This window comes from Streptomyces sp. NPDC054975, from assembly GCF_053609105.1.
In genome coordinates this window covers 54614-72898 of the sequence record NZ_JBSGWV010000032.1, presented here as the reverse complement: position 1 = coordinate 72898, position 18285 = coordinate 54614, and the positions used below count along the sequence as shown (strand labels likewise).

At 72.3% G+C, this 18285-nt stretch carries 14 protein-coding genes; 9 read left to right on the top strand and 5 right to left on the bottom strand.

The features are described 5' to 3' along the window. Nucleotides 1-47: 47 nt before the first annotated feature. On the bottom strand, nt 48-707 hold the full coding sequence (locus ACWF79_RS24805) for a phosphatase PAP2 family protein (protein ID WP_453730332.1): 660 nt from the start codon (nt 705-707) through the stop codon (nt 48-50). A 318-nt stretch (nt 708-1025) separates the two neighbouring features. Beyond that, complete coding sequence (locus ACWF79_RS24800; RefSeq protein ID WP_453730331.1) at nt 1026-1979, bottom strand: alpha/beta hydrolase fold domain-containing protein; 954 nt, start codon at nt 1977-1979, stop codon at nt 1026-1028. A 208-nt stretch (nt 1980-2187) separates the two neighbouring features. Between ACWF79_RS24800 and ACWF79_RS24795 the strand changes: the two genes are divergently transcribed. The 8 genes from ACWF79_RS24795 (at nt 2188) to ACWF79_RS24760 (ending at nt 12336) form a co-directional block, all read left to right on the top strand. Then, the gene (locus ACWF79_RS24795; protein WP_453730330.1) at nt 2188-2709 is read left to right on the top strand and encodes an ATP-binding protein; all 522 of its coding nucleotides are present in this window, start codon (nt 2188-2190) and stop codon (nt 2707-2709) included. Nucleotides 2710-2821: 112 nt separating this feature from the next. Next, the gene (locus ACWF79_RS24790) at nt 2822-5131 is read left to right on the top strand and encodes an AMP-binding protein (RefSeq protein ID WP_453730329.1); all 2310 of its coding nucleotides are present in this window, start codon (nt 2822-2824) and stop codon (nt 5129-5131) included. After that, a complete protein-coding gene (locus ACWF79_RS24785) occupies nt 5122-7491 on the top strand; it encodes an oxidoreductase (protein ID WP_453730328.1) in 2370 nt (789 codons plus the stop codon). Before ACWF79_RS24790 ends, ACWF79_RS24785 begins: the two co-directional genes overlap by 10 nt. A 75-nt stretch (nt 7492-7566) precedes the next feature. Continuing rightward, nucleotides 7567-8595: a carbon-nitrogen hydrolase family protein gene (locus ACWF79_RS24780; RefSeq protein WP_453730327.1), complete on the top strand. Its 1029-nt coding sequence runs from the start codon at nt 7567-7569 to the stop codon at nt 8593-8595. Then, a complete protein-coding gene (locus tag ACWF79_RS24775) occupies nt 8592-9719 on the top strand; it encodes a cupin domain-containing protein (protein ID WP_453730326.1) in 1128 nt (375 codons plus the stop codon). The genes ACWF79_RS24780 and ACWF79_RS24775 overlap by 4 nt, the downstream gene beginning before the upstream one ends. 16 nt (nt 9720-9735) lie before the next feature. After that, nucleotides 9736-10635: a fumarylacetoacetate hydrolase family protein gene (locus ACWF79_RS24770; RefSeq protein WP_453730325.1), complete on the top strand. Its 900-nt coding sequence runs from the start codon at nt 9736-9738 to the stop codon at nt 10633-10635. A 105-nt stretch (nt 10636-10740) separates the two neighbouring features. Then, nucleotides 10741-11448: a maleate cis-trans isomerase family protein gene (locus ACWF79_RS24765; RefSeq protein WP_453730335.1), complete on the top strand. Its 708-nt coding sequence runs from the start codon at nt 10741-10743 to the stop codon at nt 11446-11448. 60 nt (nt 11449-11508) lie between these two features. After that, on the top strand, nt 11509-12336 hold the full coding sequence (locus ACWF79_RS24760) for a PaaX family transcriptional regulator (protein WP_453730324.1): 828 nt from the start codon (nt 11509-11511) through the stop codon (nt 12334-12336). Nucleotides 12337-12442: 106 nt separating this feature from the next. Here the strand turns inward: ACWF79_RS24760 and ACWF79_RS24755 are convergent, their stop codons facing one another. Then, nucleotides 12443-14137, bottom strand: a complete 1695-nt coding sequence (locus ACWF79_RS24755) for an alkaline phosphatase D family protein (RefSeq protein ID WP_453730323.1) — start codon at nt 14135-14137, stop codon at nt 12443-12445. A gap of 860 nt (nt 14138-14997) precedes the next feature. Here ACWF79_RS24755 and ACWF79_RS24750 point away from each other — a divergent pair. After that, nucleotides 14998-15975 (top strand): Acg family FMN-binding oxidoreductase, encoded by a 978-nt coding sequence (locus tag ACWF79_RS24750; RefSeq protein ID WP_453730322.1) that lies wholly within the window; start codon nt 14998-15000, stop codon nt 15973-15975. Between the two features lie 261 nt (nt 15976-16236). Here the strand turns inward: ACWF79_RS24750 and ACWF79_RS24745 are convergent, their stop codons facing one another. Together ACWF79_RS24745 and ACWF79_RS24740 are read right to left on the bottom strand one after the other, a co-directional pair. Beyond that, nucleotides 16237-17112 (bottom strand): universal stress protein, encoded by an 876-nt coding sequence (locus ACWF79_RS24745; RefSeq protein WP_453730334.1) that lies wholly within the window; start codon nt 17110-17112, stop codon nt 16237-16239. A gap of 254 nt (nt 17113-17366) precedes the next feature. Further along, nucleotides 17367-18236, bottom strand: coding sequence for a universal stress protein (locus ACWF79_RS24740; protein WP_453730321.1), 870 nt, complete (start codon nt 18234-18236; stop codon nt 17367-17369). Between the last annotated feature and the right edge of the window lie 49 nt (nt 18237-18285).

Sequence of the window (18285 nt, the reverse complement as noted above, 5' to 3'; positions counted from 1 at the left end):
CGGCTCCCGGCCGGTGGGGTACAGGGGCGGGGTGCCACCGCCGTCGGCTACGGCACCGCAGGTTCCGGCTCCGGGGTGGCTGCGGCCGCCCCCCCCCGGCGGTCGCGGACGGATTCCCGGGCGAGTGCGGGGGCGCAGAGCCACCACGCCAGCAGACCGGCGCCGGCGCCGGCGGCCGCTCCGGCCGCCGTGTCGGTGAGCCAGTGCGCGTGCAGCCAGGTACGGCTCCACATCATGGCCAGCGTGAACACCGTGCCGCCGAACCACCAGGCCCCTCTCCGCGCGGCCGGGACCAGCAGCACCCCGACGAGTACGACGAGAAGCGCCGCCCCTGCCACATGGCCGGACGGGAACGAGCCGTGGTCGACGCGCACCAGCGGGTTCGCCGGACGCGGCCGGTCCACCAGGTGCTTGAGCCCCTGGACGACGAGCAGATTGCCGGCGAAGTAGACGCCGAGCAGGAAGCCCACCGAGGTCCAGCGTCTGCGCAGGAGCAGGAAGAACAACAGGGCGAGCGGTACGACGACACCCAGCGGGCCGCCGAACCAGTTCAGGACCGCGGCGAATGCGGCGTACAGCCCGTCGTGCGGGCCGCCCATCCAGGCCAGCCACTGGTCGTCCAGGCCCTGGAACGGTGGGTTCGTCGGGTTCGGCCTGACGACGAGGGCCGCGAGTGCGGCCGCGGCGAGCAGCAGGAGCCCCACCACGAGGACTCCCGGACGGCGTGGGGACGCCACTTCGGGTCTCTCGGCGAGGGGGGAGGGGATGACCGGATTCCAGGACATGAGTGCCTCTCGCGGCCGCGCGGGTGGGTCCGCGGCCGTTGTGGTGGTCGACGTACCCGAGGGGCCCGGTCGGACCGGGCCCCTCGGAGGATCAGGACTGCGACGGAACGGGACTGCGACGGAACGGGACGCGACGGGAAAGGGCAGGACCGCTACGGAACGGAGCTGGTCGGGTGGAGGATGAACCTCCGGGGGAGCTGGGAAGGACGCGCCGCGCCAGGAGGGCCAGGGGCGGGAGCCTCAGGCCTCCGCGCCCAGGTGCCTGACCAGGAAGGCGACGCTCTCCGCGACGATCCCCGGGATGTCGGAGGAGCCCAGGAAGATGTGGTCGGCGCCCTCGACGGGCCGCAGGGTCACCTCTCCACCCGAGTCCACCAGCGCCTCCGCCAGCGCCTCGCTCTGGCTGAACGGGACCAGGCCGTCCCGCGTGCCATGGACCAGCAGGAACGGCGGCGGGGTCGAGTCCCGCGCGTACGCCACCGGGCTCGCGGCCAGGGCGAGCGCCGGGCGCTCCGCCTCGGTGCCGCCGAGCAGGGCGTCGTACGGGTCGGGGAATTCGACGCCCGAGGGCATCCCCGGCAGGGGGTGACCGACCAGGGCGGCGAGGTCGGAGACCCCGTACCAGTCGACGACGGCCCGGACGCCGGTGTCACCGGTGCCCACTCCGTGCCTGCCCTCCAGCGCCTCGGCGTTCGCACTGCCCGGGCCGACGAGGCCGGCCAGCGCTGCCAGGTGGCCGCCCGCCGACTCGCCCCAGACGGCGATCCGGTCCGGGTCGATGCCGAGGTCGCCGGCGAAGCGGCGCACGTACCGGATCGCGGCCTTCACGTCGTGCAGCTGGGCCGGGAAGGGGGCTTCGAGGCTGTGCCGGTAGTCGATGGAGACGAGCGCGAGCCCGGCGGCCAGGACCGAACCGTGCAGCAGGGCGGCCGGCACGGTCGGCGGCGGGTACCGGCGGTCGCCGTCCAGCCAACCGCCGCCGTGGATCCAGACGACCGCCGGGAACGGTCCTTCCCCGGCCGGGACTTGGACGTCGAGGAGCCGGGGACGGTAGCCGGGCGTAGTGGCGTAGGTGACCCCGTCGAAGCGGCGCACGCCGTCCTCGCCCGTCACGGGAGGTACCGGGGGCTGGTAGGGCGGGGGCGGCCAGGTCATGTCGGCCAGTTCGAGCTCGGCCGGTTGGGATTGCGTCATTGCGGCCCTTCTGCGGGCCCCGGGGTTCGTAACGCTTTGTCCGAAATGGTTGCGCGTGGCGCCCGGGGAGACGTAACGTGTTACACGTGTTATCAAAACCCTAGCGACGCATCTCCGCTGCCGACAAGCCTGGAAGCCGTTCGATTCTCGGCTGAGTTACACGAGTGACCTAGCGGTTGCGTCGCGTGTCCCCCTCTGGGAGCGCGTCATGCTCACCGCCACCGCTCATCCCGCGCCGGGTGTTCCGGCTCCTGGTCGCGCGCCGGCCCATGGCGCGGGCGGCCACGCTTCGGGCCTCGCGCCGATCTCCCTTCCCGTGCAGGCCTTCGTTCGTTGGGTGCCCGAACCCACGGCCGCGACCGTTCCGTCGGTTCGCGCGCGCGTCCGCGCCCTGCTCGAGGGGTGGCGGATCGCTGCCGACGTCGCGGACACGTTCCTGCTGGCCGTCAGCGAGCTGGTCGGCAATGTCGTCCAGCATGCCGCCGGCGCGAGCGGCTGCCGGATGCGCGTAGGTGTCTCCTCCGGTGGTGGCTGGCTGTGCCTGCGGGTCGCCGACGATGCGGCCTCCCTGCCCCGGCTGCCCGATCCTGCCGCCGAGGTCGATCCGGACGCCGAGGGCGGGCGGGGCCTGCTCCTGGTTCAGCTTCTGGTGGCCGAAGTGGGCGGTGAACTCGCGGTGCTGGCCTACGAGTTCGGCAAGTGTGTGCGGGTGCGGATCCCCCTCGCCTGAGCAGCTCGGGCGGCGCTGCGGGGGAGTGGAATATCGCGAGAAGTTGACGCTCGCAAAATTGTCGGCATACTTGCTCCATCTCCCCGCTGCTCCCTGATTGAGGTGCCGCCCCATGGAGCTCTCCCCCTCGGCGCATGCCGATTCCTTCTGCCGCGACCGGCTCCCCGACTTCGCCCTCTGGCCCCAACTCCTCTTTGACCTACCGGAGTTGGACTACATCGACCGGCTCAACTGTGCCCGCCGCCTGCTCGACGACGCCGTCGAGCGCTGGGGCCCCGACCGCCCCTGTCTGCTGACCCCGACCGAGCGCTGGACCTACGGTGAGCTGCAGCGGCGGGCCAATCAGGTCGCCCAGGTGCTCACAGAGGACCACGGGCTCCGGCCCGGAAACCGCGTTCTGCTGCGCGGCCCCAACAACCCCTGGCTCGTCGCCGCGTGGTTCGGCGTCCTCAAGGCCGGCGGTGTCGCCGTCACCACCATGCCGCTGCTGCGCTCCGCCGAACTCGCCGAACTGTGCGAGATCAGCCGTCCGACGGTCGCCGTGTGCGACCACAGATACGTAGCGGAACTCGAGGCGGCGGACCCTCCGGGCCCGCCAGGAATCCCCGCCCTGTCCGGCTCGCCCGGCCTACCTGGCCTGCCCGTCATCCCGTACGGGGGCCCCAGCGCGGCCGATCTGACCGCCCTCTGCGCCACCAAGGAGGGTCGGTTCACCGCCGTCGAGACGGCAGCCGACGACGTGGCGCTGATCGCCTTCACCTCGGGCACGACAGGGCGCCCCAAGGCGACCATGCACTTCCACCGGGACGTCCTCGCCAACGCGGACACGTTCTCCCGCCACATCCTCAAACCCCGCCCCGACGACGTCTTCACCGGCACTCCGCCGCTCGCCTTCACCTTCGGTCTCGGCGGACTCGTGGTCTTCCCCCTGCACGTGGGCGCCGCGACCCTGCTGGTCGAGCAGGCCACTCCCGAGCAGCTGGCGGAACTGGTCGCCGCACACGGTGTGACCGTCCTTTTCACCGCGCCCACCGCCTACCGGTCGATCATGGCCGCAGGGGCGACCGGGCAGCTGTCCGGACTCCGCCGCTGCGTGTCCGCGGGCGAACCCCTGCCCGCTTCCGTCTGGGAGGAGTTCCACGCCGCCACGGGCCTGCGCATCATCGACGGCATCGGCGCCACCGAGATGCTGCACGTGTTCATCTCCGCCGCCGACGAGGACATCCGGCCCGGCTCCACGGGCCGGCCCGTCCCCGGCTACCGCGCCGCGGTGGTCGACGAGCAGGGCGATCCGGTACCCGACGGGCAGCCCGGCCTGCTGGCCGTCATCGGCCCCACCGGCTGCCGCTACCTCGCCGACGAGCGCCAGACGACGTACGTCAGGAACGGGTGGAACATCACCGGAGACACCTACATCCGGGACGCCGAGGGCTACTTCTGGTACGTGGCACGCAGCGACGACATGATCGTCTCCGCCGGCTACAACATCGCCGGGCCGGAGGTCGAGAAGGCCCTCGCCGCCCACCCGTACGTCGAGGACTGCGGCGTCGTCGGCGCCCCCGACGTGCGGCGCGGCATGGTCGTCAAGGCGTACGTCGTCCTGCGCGACGGCGTCCCCACGGCCGAGGACACCGTCCGCGAGCTCCAGGCCCACGTCAAGCAGGTCATCGCGCCGTACAAGTACCCGAGGGCCGTCGAGTTCGTCGCCGAACTCCCGAAGACCGCCAACGGCAAGCTCCAGCGCGGCGAACTGCGCCGACTCGCGCGGGTCGAGGCCCGCGCCGAGGACGCCGCCCGGACGACGACCGGCGGACCCGACGCCGCCCGGACGACGACCGGCGGACCCGGCGCCATCGGGACGACCACCGGCGGACCCGGCGCCATCGGGACGACCACCGGCGGACCCGGCGCCACCCGCACGGCGGCCGAAGGACCCGAAGGCAGCTGCGCGGCCGGAGCCCCCGAAGGGCTGGTCGCGCGCCTGCCCAGCGTCACCGTCGAGCGCCGCGTCGAGTGGCCCGACACCGACGCCGCCGGCCACTACCACCACTCCACGGTCGTCCGCTGGGTCGAGGCGGCCGAGGCCGTGCTGCTGCGCCGGCTGGGCCTGTCCCACCTCTTCGGCAGTACGCCCCGCGTCCACTTCGAGGCCGACTACCGCGCCCGGCTCTGGTTCGGCGAGGCCGTCCGCACCGAGCTGCGCGTCACCAAGGTCGGCGCGAGCTCCCTGCACTACGCCTTCACCGTCCTCGGCGAGGAAGGCACGGAGGCCGCCACCGGCCGCATGGTCATCGCCCACTCGGCGGCCCGTGCCACCGGGACCACCCCCTGGCCCGCCGATGTCCGCGAGGTCCTCACCAAGGCGGGCCCGCAGGCGCCCGAGCTGATCCACAGAACGACAGGAGGCGCCCCGTGCGCATAGCAGTCATCGGAGGAGGGCCCGGCGGCCTGTACTTCGCGGCCTTGGTCAAGCAGCTCTCCCCGGACTGGGAGGTCACCGTCTGGGAGCGCAACGCGCCCGACGACACGTTCGGCTTCGGGGTCGTCTTCTCCGACGAGACCCTCGACGGCATCGCGACCGCCGACCCCGTCATCCACGCCGCGATGTCGGCGGAGTTCGCGCGCTGGAGCGACATCGACGTCCGCTACCGGGGGCAGACCCTGACTTCCGGTGGCCACGGCTTCGCGGCCCTCGGCCGACGGAGCCTGCTGAGGATCCTCCAGGACCGCTGCTCGGCCCTCGCCGTGGACGTCCGCTACCGCACCCAGGCGCCCCCGGCCGACCAACTGGCCGTGGAGTACGACCTGGTGGTGGCGTGCGACGGCGTGCGGTCGGCCACCCGCGCCGCCTACGCCGACACCTTCGGCCCGGACCTCGACGAACGCGCCGGCCGCTACATGTGGCTCGGCACCGACAAGGTCTTCGAGGCCTTCACCTTCATCGTGGAGGAGCGGGACTTCGGGACCCTCCAGGTGCACGCCTACCCGTACGACGACACCCGCTCCACCTTCATCGTCGAGCTCGACGAGGACACCTGGAGGCGCGCCGGTTTCGCGGACTCCGCCGACCGGGAGTACCCGCCCGGCGCCAGCGACGAGGACAGCATCCGGCGCTGCGAGGAGATCCTCGCAGCGCACCTGGACGGCCACGGCCTCCTGCCCAACAACTCCAAATGGCTGCGCTTCACGACCGTGCGCAACCGCACCTGGCGGCACGAGAACGTGGTCCTGCTCGGGGACGCCGCCCACACCGCCCACTTCTCCATCGGCTCCGGCACCAAGCTCGCCATGGAGGACGCCCTCGCCCTCGCGGCCTGCCTGCACGAGCACCCGGACGACGTCCCGGGCGCGCTCGCCGCGTACGAGGAGGAGCGCCGGCCGGTCGTGGAGTCCACGCAGCGAGCCGCCCAGGCCAGCCTGGAATGGTTCGAGAACATCGACCGCTACACCGGCCAGGACCCGCACCAGTTCGCCTTCAACCTGCTGACCCGCAGCCGTCGCGTCACCTACGACAACCTGCGCGTCCGCGACGAGGCCTTCACCACCGCCGTCAACACCACCGAGCCCGTCCCGCCGATGTTCAGGCCCTTCCGCATCGGCGGACTGCGCCTGCGCAACCGGGTCGTCGTCCCGCCCACCGCCCTCGCCACCGCACGCGACGGCGTCCCGGGCGACTTCGACCTCGTCCATCTGAGCACCCAGGCCCTCGGCGGAGCCGGTCTGGTCATCGCGGGCATGACCGCCGTCGGCGCCGACGCCCGCCCCGACACCGGCTGCCCGGGGCTGTGGAACGACGAGCAGGAGGCCGCCTGGCGACGCATCACCGCCTTCGTGCACGGGCAGAGCGACACCTGCCTCGGCATCCAGCTCACCCACGCCGGCCGCCGCGCGGCCACCGGACCGCTGCTCGCCGCCTCGGCCCTGCCCTGGGACGAGAAGGGCCCTGTGCCACGCGAGGCCACGCGTGCCGACATGGACCTGGTCGTACGGGACTTCGTGGCAGCCGCCCGACGCGCCGACCGGGCGGCGTTCGACGCCCTTGAACTCCAGTACGGGCACGGGCACCTGCTCTCCGGGTTCCTCTCGCCGCTGACCAACCGGCGCACGGACGAGTACGGCGGCGGCCTCGCCGGGCGGCTGCGCTTCCCCTTGGAAGTGCTGCGTGCCGTACGGGAGTCATGGCCCGCCGGCAAGGCGCTCCTTGTCCGGATCTCCGCCGCCGACTGGGCGGAGGGCGGCCTGAGCGAGGCGGACGCCGTGGGTATCGCCCAAGCCCTCGCCGAGGCGGGCGCCGACGCCATCGACGTGTCCACCGGCGAGGTCGTGGCGCACGAGCGGCCCCGCTTCGGCCGCAGTTACCAGACTCCGTACGCCGACCTGATCCGGAACGCCACCGGGGTCCCGACCATGGCCGTCGGCGCCATCTCCACGTACGACGACGTCAACTCGATCATCCTGGCCGGTCGCGCCGACCTGTGCGGCGTCGGTCGCGCGCAGCTCCACGACCCTTTGTGGACCCTGCATGCGGCCGCCGCCCAGGGCTACCGCGGCCCGGCCGCGCCGTGGGCACCCTCCTGGAGGGCGGGCAGCGGCCGTCCGCCCGCCGCCCGTACCGACCGGGTGCCACCGCGGCTCGAACTCCTGCGCCAGCCCGCGGCCCCCGTGCACCAGCGCTGGCTGCCGCGCATGGCCACCGCGCCCGCGGAAGCCGCCACCGCGACCACCGAGGCCGCCACCACGTCCGGGGCGACCGAAGCCGCCTCCGCCTTCCGCGCCGGCTGAAGCCGCCACCGCTCCCGTGCCGACCGAAGCCGCCACCGCCCCCGCCTTCCGCGCCCGACGAAAGAGGCCACACCCGTGCCACAACCGCCACCGATCCCCGACACCCTGCCCCGTTTCACGGCAGCCGCCGTCCAGGCCGCGCCCGTCTACCTCGACCCCGCCGCCACCGTCGACAAGGCCGTGGCCCTGATCGCCGAGGCGGCCGGAAACGGCGCCCGACTGGTCGTGTTCCCCGAGGCGTTCGTCCCCGGATACCCCTACTGGAACTGGACGATGAACCCGGTCCAGGGCTCGCCCTGGTTCGAGCGCCTCCAGCGCGCTTCGGTCGACATCCCCGGCCCGCACGTCGACGCCCTGCGCGCGGCGGCCCGCCAGTACGGCGTCGTCCTGGTCATCGGTGTCAACGAGCGCGCCGCCCACAGCCTCGGCGTCCTCTACAACACCCTGCTCACCATCGGCCCGGACGGTGAACTCCTCGGCGTGCACCGCAAGTTGGTGCCCACCTGGGCCGAGAAGCTCACCTGGACGGGCGGTGACGGCAGCTCGCTGCGGGTGCACCGGACCCCGGTCGGCCCGCTCGGCGCTCTCGCCTGCGGCGAGAACACCAACACCCTGGCTCGGTTCACCCTCCTCGCGCAGGGCGAACTCGTCCACGCCTCCTGCTACATCGCCCTGCCCGTCGCCCCTGCCGACTACGACATGGCCGACGCGATCGCCGTGCGGACCGCCGCCCACAGCTTCGAGGGCAAGGTCTTCTCCGTCGTCGCCTGCTCCACCGTCTCCCCGGAGATCGTCGACACCGTCGCCGGGGACGACGAGGAACTGCGCGCCTTGTTCCAACGGCCGCGCAGTGCGCTGTCCGGCATCTTCGGCCCCGACGGCCGCCCCGTCACCGAACCGCTCGTCGACGACGAAGGCATCGTCTACGGCGAGATCGACCTCCGCCGCTGCATCCAGCCCAAGCAGATGCACGACATCACCGGCCACTACAACCGCTTCGACATCTTCCGCCTCGAAGTCGACAACACCCCGCGCCTGCCTGTGACCTTCACCGCGCCGCCGACGGGTCCCGTGACCACCACCGCATCTGAGGAGGACGTATGACCATCGAGCAGGACGACACCATGCTCGGCCGCGCCCGGGTCTCCGACACCCCCGAACTCGCGGCGTACTACGGCGAACTCGAGGCTCTGGACGCCGGCGCCCTGTGGACCGTCGCCAACGACATCGAGCCGTGGTACCCGCAGCCCAAGTCCGTACCCGTGCTGTGGCGTTACGCGGAACTGCGGCCCCTCGTCCACAAAGCCCTCGGCCTCGTCAAGGCCGACGACGCCGGCCGCCGCGTCGTCATGCTGGTCAACCCGGGTCGGAAGGACGTCAGCGCCGCCGCCGGACTGCTCTACACCGGCCTCCAGATCATGGGCCCGGGTGAGGCCATGACCGCACACCGGCACCAGGCCGCCGCCCTGCGCTTCGTCCACGAGGGCGAAGGCGCCTGGACGATCGTCGACGGCCAGAAACTCAAGGTCGGCCCGCGCGACTTCGCGATCACCCCGAACGGCACCTGGCACGAGCACGGCAACGACGGGACCGACGCCCCGGTGATCTGGCAGGACGGCCTGGACATCCCGCTGGTCAACGCCCTGGACGCAGGGTTCTACGAGGTGCACCCGAAGCTCCACCAGATCCCTGGCGAGGTGGTGAACTCCTCCGTCCTCACCTACTCCGGCACCCTGCTCCCGTACGGGATGGAGACGTGGACCCGGCCCTACTCGCCGCTGCTCGCCTATCCGTGGGAGCCGACGTACGACGCTCTGCGCGGCCTCGCCAAGGCGACCGAGGGATCTCCCTACGACGGGGTCATCGCCGAGTACACCAACCCGGTCACCGGCGGCTCGGTGATGCCGACGATGGGCGCCCACATGCAGCTGCTGCGCCCCGGTCAGGCCACCGCCGCCCACCGGCACACCGGCTCGGTGATCTACACCGTCGCCAAGGGCCGGGGCGCGTCGGTCATCGCCGGACGGCGCTTCGAGTGGACCGAAGGGGACATCTTCTGCGTCCCGTCCTGGGCCTGGCACGAGCACCACAACCTCGACCCGTCCGAGGACGCCTGCCTCTTCTCCTTCAACGACTTCCCCGTCATGCGCTCGCTCGGCTTCCACCGGGAAGAGGCGTACCCCGACAACGGCGGCCACCAGCCCGTCACCGCCGAACCCGCCGTCTGACCCCCGAGGAGCCCCCATGCGTCTGCTGACCTTCACGACCCCCGCCGGTGCCGCACCACGGCTGGGTGTCGAGACCGACGACCACGTCCTGGACCTCACGGCCCTCGCCGACGACGCGGGCGTCGCACTCCCACAGGACCTGCTGGGCCTGATCCAGGCCGGTCCGACCGCCCTGGAAGCCGTGTGCCGCCTGCTCGAAGGGGACCGCCCGGCCCACGCCGTCCACCGGACAGGCGACGTCCGCCTCGGCGCCCCCTTCCGCCCCGGCAAGATCATCGGAGTCGGACTCAACTACGTGGAACACGTCGAGGAGTCCAGCCGCAGCCTCGACACCGACCGGGAACTGCCCTCCCGCCCCGTCCTGTTCAGCAAGCCCGCCACCGCGGTCACCGGCCCGGGCGCCCCCATCCTGCACAACGCCGACCTCACCACCCAGCTCGACTGGGAGTGCGAACTCGCCGTCGTCATCGGCCGCACCGCGTCCCGGGTGAGCGAGGAGGACGCGTACGACCACATCTTCGGATTCAGCATCGTGAACGACATCAGCGCCCGCGACCAGCGCCGCTCCGGCCAGTGGTTCTTCTCCAAGGGGCAGGACTCCTACGCGCCCTTCGGCCCGGTGGTCGTCACCGCCGACGCGATCCCCGACCCCATGGCTCTGGACCTCTCGCTGCGGGTCAACGGCGTCACGAAGCAGAAGTCGAACACCCGGCACATGCTCTTCCCCGTCGCCCGCCTGATCGCCGACATCAGCTCCGGGGTGACTCTGGAGCCCGGTGACGTCATAGCGACGGGCTCACCGTCCGGCGTGGGGGCCGGCATGGTTCCGCCCGAGTTCCTCGTGCCCGGTGACACGGTGGAGGCCACGGTCGAGCTGATCGGCACCCTGACCAACCCCGTCGTCGACGCCCGCTGACCCCTCAGACACGCACGTACGAGAACGAGGAGCCCCGTGCCACCCCAACCCCAACACCCCCGCACCTACCGCATCGGTCAGATCGTGCCGAGCTCCAACGTCACCATGGAGACCGAGGTTCCGGCGATCCTGCGCGCCCGCGAGGCCGGCTCGCCGGAGGAGCGGTTCACCTTCCACTCCAGCCGGATGCGCATGACCCACGTCACTCCCGAGCAGCTCAAGACCATGGACGCCGACTCCGACCGCTGCGCCGTGGAGCTCTCCGACGCACGCGTCGACGTACTCGGCTACGCCTGCCTCGTCGCCATCATGAGCATGGGGCCCGGCTACCACCGGGTCTCCGAGGAGCGGCTGCACCTGCGTACCGTCGAGAACGGCGCCCCCGCTCCGGTCGTCACCAGCGCGGGCGCGCTCGTCCACGGACTGAACACCATGGGCGCCCAGAAGATCGCGCTGCTCGCCCCGTACATGCGCCCCCTCACGGAGACGGTCGTGGACTACCTCACCCGGGAGGGCATCGAGGTCCTCGACCACCGGGCCCTGGAGATCCCGAACAACCTGGACGTGGCCGCCCACGATCCGGCCAGGCTGCCGGGGCTCGCCCGCGCCCTGGACCACGCCGAGGCCGACGCGGTCGTCCTCTCGGCCTGCGTCCAGATGCCCTCGCTCGCCGTCATCGAGGAGGCCGAACAGCTTCTGGGCAAGCCGGTGGTGTCGGCGGCCGTGTGCACCGCCCATCAGATGCTGCGCGCCCTCGACCTCCCGGCCGTGGCTCCCGGCGCGGGGCACCTGCTGTCGGGGGCGTACGCCTGACCCGACCCGGCCTGGAGGGGGCCCCGATATGATCGCGACCGCGTACAACGGAAGGCGATCATGTCGGACAGCCCCCTCAGGCCCAGCTCGTTGATCAACACGGTCTACGGGGCGTTCCTGCGCCGCCTCGGCGGCTGGATCTCCATCGCGGACCTGATCACGCTGATGGGGGAGCTGGACGTCGACGGCCCGGCGGTGCGCTCGGCGATCTCCCGGCTGAAGAAGCGCGGAGTCCTCGAACCGGAACGCCGAGGCGCCACCGGCTACCGGCTCAGTCCGGCCGTCCTGCCCGTCTTCGACGAGGGCGACCGCCGGATCTTCGCCAGCCTGGAACCCGCCGACCTGGCGGACGGCTGGGCCATGGCGGTCTTCTCCGTACCGGAGTCGGAACGCTCCCAGCGCTACCAGCTGCGCACCCGCCTGACCTGGCTGGGCTTCGGCAACATCGCCCCCGGCGTATGGCTGGCGCCGGGCCGCCTCCTCGAGGATGCCCGGAGCATGCTCGTACGCCTCGGCCTCAGCGACTACGTCCACCTGTTCGCGGCCGAGTACGCGGCCTTCAGCGATCTGCCGGGCACGGTGAGTTCGTGGTGGGACTTCCCGGCGATCCAGAAGCAGTACGCGGAGTTCACCGACACCTACGCACCGGTGGCCACCCGCCTGGCGGCAACCGAAACGGAGCCCGACCCCGCCGAGGCCTTCCGCCACTACGTCCCCCTGCTCACCCAGTGGCGCCGACTCCCTTACCTGGACCCGGGCCTGCCCACCGAACTACTGCCCCCGGACTGGAACGCGGTGACGGCGCGTCAGGTATTCCAGCAACTGCACGAAGTCCTCCTCACCCCGAGCCTGCGCCACGTAGGCGAAGTCACGGGCCTGCGAGCCTGAACACCTGGAAGACGAGCGGCTGCAGCCGTACTGATCTCGGAGGCTGACGGAAAGGGCCTCGAGGGCGCCGCCTCCGCGCGCCGGCGGGAGACCGGCCGCCGGAGTGTCACCTCGCGTCCGTCAGACTCCGGTTGAGGACGCCGGTGAGCCGTGCCCCCGCCCGGTCGGTCCCACGGCGCTCCCGCCTCCCGTCCGCCGATGCCTTCTCCAGCCGCAGCCGCGCCGTGCGCCCCCGCAGGGTCAGCGTCATCAACTGGTTGCCGAACCACGGTCCGCCGGTGCGCTCCCACCGCACCGCCGGCCTCGCGACCCGTCCGTGGCGGGCGAAGAGATGCCCGATCACCTTCGCGAACCGGCTCCAGCCGAATCGGAACGCCCACCGCATTCCCGGGGGCACCGAGTTGTGCAGCGGTGAGCAGGTGAACTGGTAGACGCGCGAGCGCGGCTGCCGCCCGGAGGTCCAGACGGGCTCCGCCACGTACGCGTGGTGTACGTCCCCGGAGAGCACGCACACCGTGGCCGGGGCGGCTTCGGCCCTCCCCACCTCGGCGACCGTCTCCGTCAACCCGCGGAAGGACGAGCCGAACGCCGCCCAGTGCTCCAGGTCCACCTGTCGGCGCAGCCGCTCGCCGAACTGCGCCCAGCGCGGCCCGTGCTCGCCCCGGCAGAGGGCGGCGTGCCACCCCTCCGCGAAGTGGACCATCGGCGGCAGCAGCCACGGCAACGAGGTCCCGACCAACAGGTGGTCGACGCCGTCGAGGCCGTCGAGCGCCTGCGCCCGCAGCCAGGCCGCCTCCTCGTCGTCCAGCATCGCCCGGTGCTGCTCCTCCAGTACCCGCGCGGCCCGGGTGTCGACCATCAGCAGCCGGGTGCGGCCGAAGTCCCTCCGGTAGCTCCAGCGCACCGTCGCCGGGTCGGCGTCGGCGCGCTCGGCGAACGCGCGCAGCACCTCCGTGCCGTCACCGGCAGCCAGCACCGCCGCGTACAGCTCGTCCTCCTCCAGCTCGGCGGGGGAGAGGTTCCCGAGGTGCTGGTAGACCCAGTAAGACATCAGACCGCCGGTGATCCGCTCGTGCCACCACGCCGTCGCCCGCATGTCCGCCACCCAGGCGGCGCTGGTGTTCCAGTCGTCGATGACGTCGTGGTCGTCGAAGATCATGCAGCTGGGCACGGTCGAGAGCAGCCAGCGCAGCTCGGGATCGCCCCAGGACTCGTCGTAGAGGCGGGTGTACTCCTCGTAGTCCGCGACCTGGTCCGGCGGGGCGGCGGAGCCGGTGCCGCCGGCCCGCCGGTGCCGGGCGATCCAGGCGCGGGTCTCGGCGGAGGTCTCGTCCGCGTACACCTGGTCGCCCAGGAGGACCAGAACGTCCGGCCGCTCGGCGTCCGGGTCGGCGGCGAGCCGGGCGGAAAGGGTGTCGAGGACGTCGGGACCCACCGGATCGGACTTGCCCACGGCAGGCGCCGCCCACCGACACGACCCGAAGGCGACGACCACGTCCGTCGCCGGGACGGGGGGCGTGCGGATGGTGCTGGCCGGCTGGCGCGAGTCGGGGAGGGGCCACACCCGCTCGCGGTCGAGCAGCACCTCGTACGGGGTGACGGTCCCGGGGACGAGCCCGGTCACGACCACCAGCGCGTAGTGGTGGCCGGCGACGCGGAACGTGGGCGCCGAGCCGCCGGCGCCGCCCGGGCACCGGACCTCCGCGGTGCACGCCCGGTCGGTCTCGACCCACACCGTCGCCCTCGTGCCCGACTGCCAGTCCACGTGCCGCAGGAGCGGACCCAGCCTCAGACCGGCCACCGCGAGCCCCCTTCCCGTGCCCCGCACGGAATGAAACCGTCCCTCCGTACGCTACTCGCCCACGACGGAAACAGCGCCGCAGCGCCGTACGACCCCCCTCCTGACCGGGTTCCGCCGGTCCACACCCGAGCCCGCGCCCCGGTCCGGCGGCAACCGTGCCACCGGCCCGGTGCCGACATCCACGGTCGTCCCTGACTCACGCCGGTGGGAGAAAACGGCAGCCATGACCCGACGCGGTCGTCCCGGGCGTGGCACGCGGCCGAGTCCTCGGTCACGACGTTGTAGGCGGGGTCCAGGGAGGCCGCCATGCCCAGAGCGCGTGGAGATCCGCCCCGCGCAGACACGCCTCCTCCAGGGCGAACCGTGCGGCGGCCCGCGACGATGGGCACGACGACGACCGCCCCCGATTCGAGGCCCGGGGAGGGGCCGGTGATCATGGTTCCTCCTCGGGGACATCCGCTCGTCGCACCCTTCACGCTGTCACTGTCGGCGCTGTCAGGGCAGGGCAGCGCAGGCCCGCGGCAGGGCCGAAGGTCCCTCGCCCCTGGCCTCCCGTTCGGATGTCGGGCCCGCCGACCTCGGCCTCCGCCGGCCTTGGCGTTCGACGCCGGACCCCGGTGCCGCATCACCACGGTGCGCCCCCTGCACGTCGTCCTGGGGTTCTCACATGGCTTTCCCACCAGGCGGCGAGGGTCCTTCGGCCCACGCCGTGCCCGAGCGGCCCCTATCGCCTCCTGCTCGACAGCGGGCAGGCTGGAAAGAAGTCGGAAACATGGCGCTTCGTGGCGATGGAGCGAGACTGACGTCGTCGCGAGGACCAGCTGCGGCCGAGCTGACTTGCCCCTTCTGGAGGTGACCCCGTGTCCACCCGTACACCGGATCCGCCGTCCATGACTTCGTGGGTGGCCGATGCGACCACCGCGCCGTCCATGCACAACGCCCAGCCCTGGCTCTTTCGCTATGCCCAGGCGGAGGGCGTGCTGACCATGCGTATGGACCCGGCTCGCACGATGCCGCACACCGATCCCTCCACCCGCGGACTGCACCTCGGATGCGGGGCGGCACTGTTCAACCTGCGGGTGTCCGCCGCACGCGCGGGATGGGAGCCGGATGTCCGGCTGCTGCCTGATCCGGCCGATCCCGAGACGCTGGCCGTGATCACGTTCCGGCCCTCCGACGTGGACGACGCCCTCGCCGATCTGCACCCGGCGCTGATCAGGCGGCATACGAGCAGGGAACCGTTCACCGACGAGACCGTTCCCGAGGCGGTGCTCGACGGGCTGCGCGGCGCCGCATTGGCGGAGGGAACACGCCTCGATGTGGCGGGCGCATGGCAGGTGGAGACGTTGCTCGACCTCGTGTGGGACGCCGAGCGCGCCGAGAAGCTCGCCCCCGGCGTGCGCGAGGAGATCGTCCGGTGGACGACCGGTTCGGATCCCGCGCGGCCGGAAGGCATCCCCATGGAGTCCCTCGGCCCCCGCCGTTACGACGGTCGTGCACCGGTGCGCGACTTCACGGGTGGTCATCGCGTCGAGGGACGCGGGTCCGCGGTGTTCGAGCGGTCGCCCTGCCTGGCGGTTCTCGGCACACGCGAGGACGGACGCGAGGACTGGCTGCGCGCCGGCCAGGCCATGGAGCGAGTGCTGCTGCAGGCGACGCTCGACGGGCTGGCCACCTCGCTCAACTCGCAGGCGCTCGAATGGCCGCAGTTGCGCTGGGCGTTGCGCGACCCCGCCTCGACAGCCGGCTACCCGCAGATGCTGTTCCGGCTGGGGTACGGCCCCGAGGCCCCTGCAACCCCCCGGCGTCCGGTGCAGGAGGTACTCGTTCTCGCCTGACGGTTCACCGGCCCGTGCGTCACCGGCCGCGGACGACGATGCGGCGCCCGGTCACCCGGCCTGGCGTCAGCGTGATCCACAGGTCACGCACTCCGCCGGCCCAGGGGCGGCTGCGGCTGTGCGTCTCCGAGGATCAGGACGCTCGATCCTCGGCTGAACACGTCATCGATGCGGTCCACCTCGAAGGCGACCTCGTGGCCGGCGGCTTTGGCCGGCCCGGCGTCCGCAGAGGTCCGGTAGGCGACCTCGGTTCCGGCTCCGTCACGGGGTCTGAGGAACGACCGCGACGGGGCACGAGGCGTGGTGGAGGACGGTATGGGCGACGCGGCCCAGTTGCATGCCGAACTCGCTGTTGCGGCGTCGTGCTCCGACGACCAGCAGATCGGCTGCGGCGGAGCGGCTGAGCAGGACCTTACGCGCAGGCCCTTCGACCGTGGCTCGCTTCACCCGGACGTCCGGGTGGTTGCGCGCGGCCGCTTCGAGTGCCTCGTCGAGCAGAGCGGACGCCTTGTCCTCGTAGTAGCGGGCGGGGTCTCCGGCCAGCAGCGGGTGGTCCGTCGTCTCGTGGGCGGGGCGGCGCCAGGCGCGCACCACGTCCAGGGAGCAGTCCCTGAGCTCCGCCTCCTGGAAGGCGAACCGGACCGCGGCGGAGTCGACGTCGGCGTCTCCGACGCCGAGCGTGATCCGTTCGTGCGTGCCCGCGAGTCCGGCTTTGTCCCCGCGCACCACGATGACCGGGCAGTGGGCTTTGGCGGCCACGGCCAGGCTCACCGACCCGAGCAGAAGGCCGGCGATGTCGCCGCGGCCCCGGGATCCGGTGACGAGGGCGAAGGAGTGCCGCCCTAGTCGCAGCAGCGCGCTCACGGTGTCTTCCGGAAAAACGTCGGTGACGATCTTGATGCCCGGGGCGCGGCTCCGGACACGTTCCGCCGCGGCTCCCACGATGTTCTCGGCCAGCACCTGCCCGTCCGGGCGGCCGAGGCTGGCCGCAAGGGCGGCACCTTCGTAGCGCGGCCACAGGGACGCGTGGACGAGTCGGAGTGACAGACCCCGGCGGACCGCCTCGTCCGCGGCCCAGTCCACCGCCTGGAAACTGAATTCCGAGCCGTCCACGCCTACGACCAGGGGCCACGTCATCATCCCCACCGCCTTTCAGTAAGGGATCGCACGGTCTCGTTCCCAGGGTCACAGGTGCGGTCGGCCACCCCACAGGGCCGGTCGGCCCTCGTTGGTGCCCGCACGGCCCACGGTCGCCCACGACGGATCGTCGCGTACGCCCCGGGTCCGGCGAGATGCCCTTGCGGCGCTCCGCGGGGAAGAGGGTGGCGACGCGTGCCACACGGTGAGTGTCCGGTCCGTGGGGCCGGCCAGGAACGCGCCGGCCGGCCCGCTCAGTCGTGGGGGACGACCGCGACCGGAGCCAGGCAGTGGTGCAGGACCGCGTGCGTGACGGCCCCGATGTGGGTACCGATCCGCGCGCGCCGGATCTTGCGGCCGACGACGACGAGCCGGGCGTCGTGCGACAGCTCCGTCAGGTCCTGCGCCGGCCGACCCTGGCGGCAGTCGCGCACCACCACGACGTCCGGGAACTTCTCGGTCCAGGGGGCCACCGCCTCGTCGAGCGCCCGCCGCGCGTCTTCGGCGACCTCCGTCATGAGCAGCGGCAGTACGCCGCCCATGTCGGGCCCGTAGAGCGCCGGGACGGCCCAGCTGTGCACCACCCGCACGTCACAGCCGTACCGGTCGGCCGCGGCGAAGCCGAAGGAGAGCACCTCGTCGCTGGGGGCGGACACGTCCAGACCGATGACCACCTCCCCCGTACGGTCCTGCTCGGGCTCCAAGGGGTCGTGCGGGCGGACGAGGACCACAGGCCGCCGCGTGCGGGCGAGCACGGCCAAGGAGACCGACCCTGCGAGGAAGCCGCCCAGGCCGCCCAGACCGCGGGAGCCGAGCACCAGCACGTCCGCTTCCTCGGCAGCGGCGCACAGCACCTCCACCGGGTCGCCGGCCACCCACTTCGTCTCGATGTCCAGACCAGGGTGGCGGCGCCGCAGCCGCCTTTCGGCGGTGGCGAGCGTGCGCTCGCCCCAACCGCGTGCGGTCGCCGGATCGACCAGACGGGTACGGGGATCCTCGTCGATGCTCCATGCCCTGAGCAGTCGCAGGGGCACTGCGCGACGCAGTGCCTCCTGGGCGGCCCACTGCGTGGCGGCGAGGCTTTCCTGCGATCCGTCGAGGCCGACGGTGACGGTGCGATACATGGGGACTCCGTAAGTCTGGCGACCGCAAGGGCCGGGCGCGGCATACGTG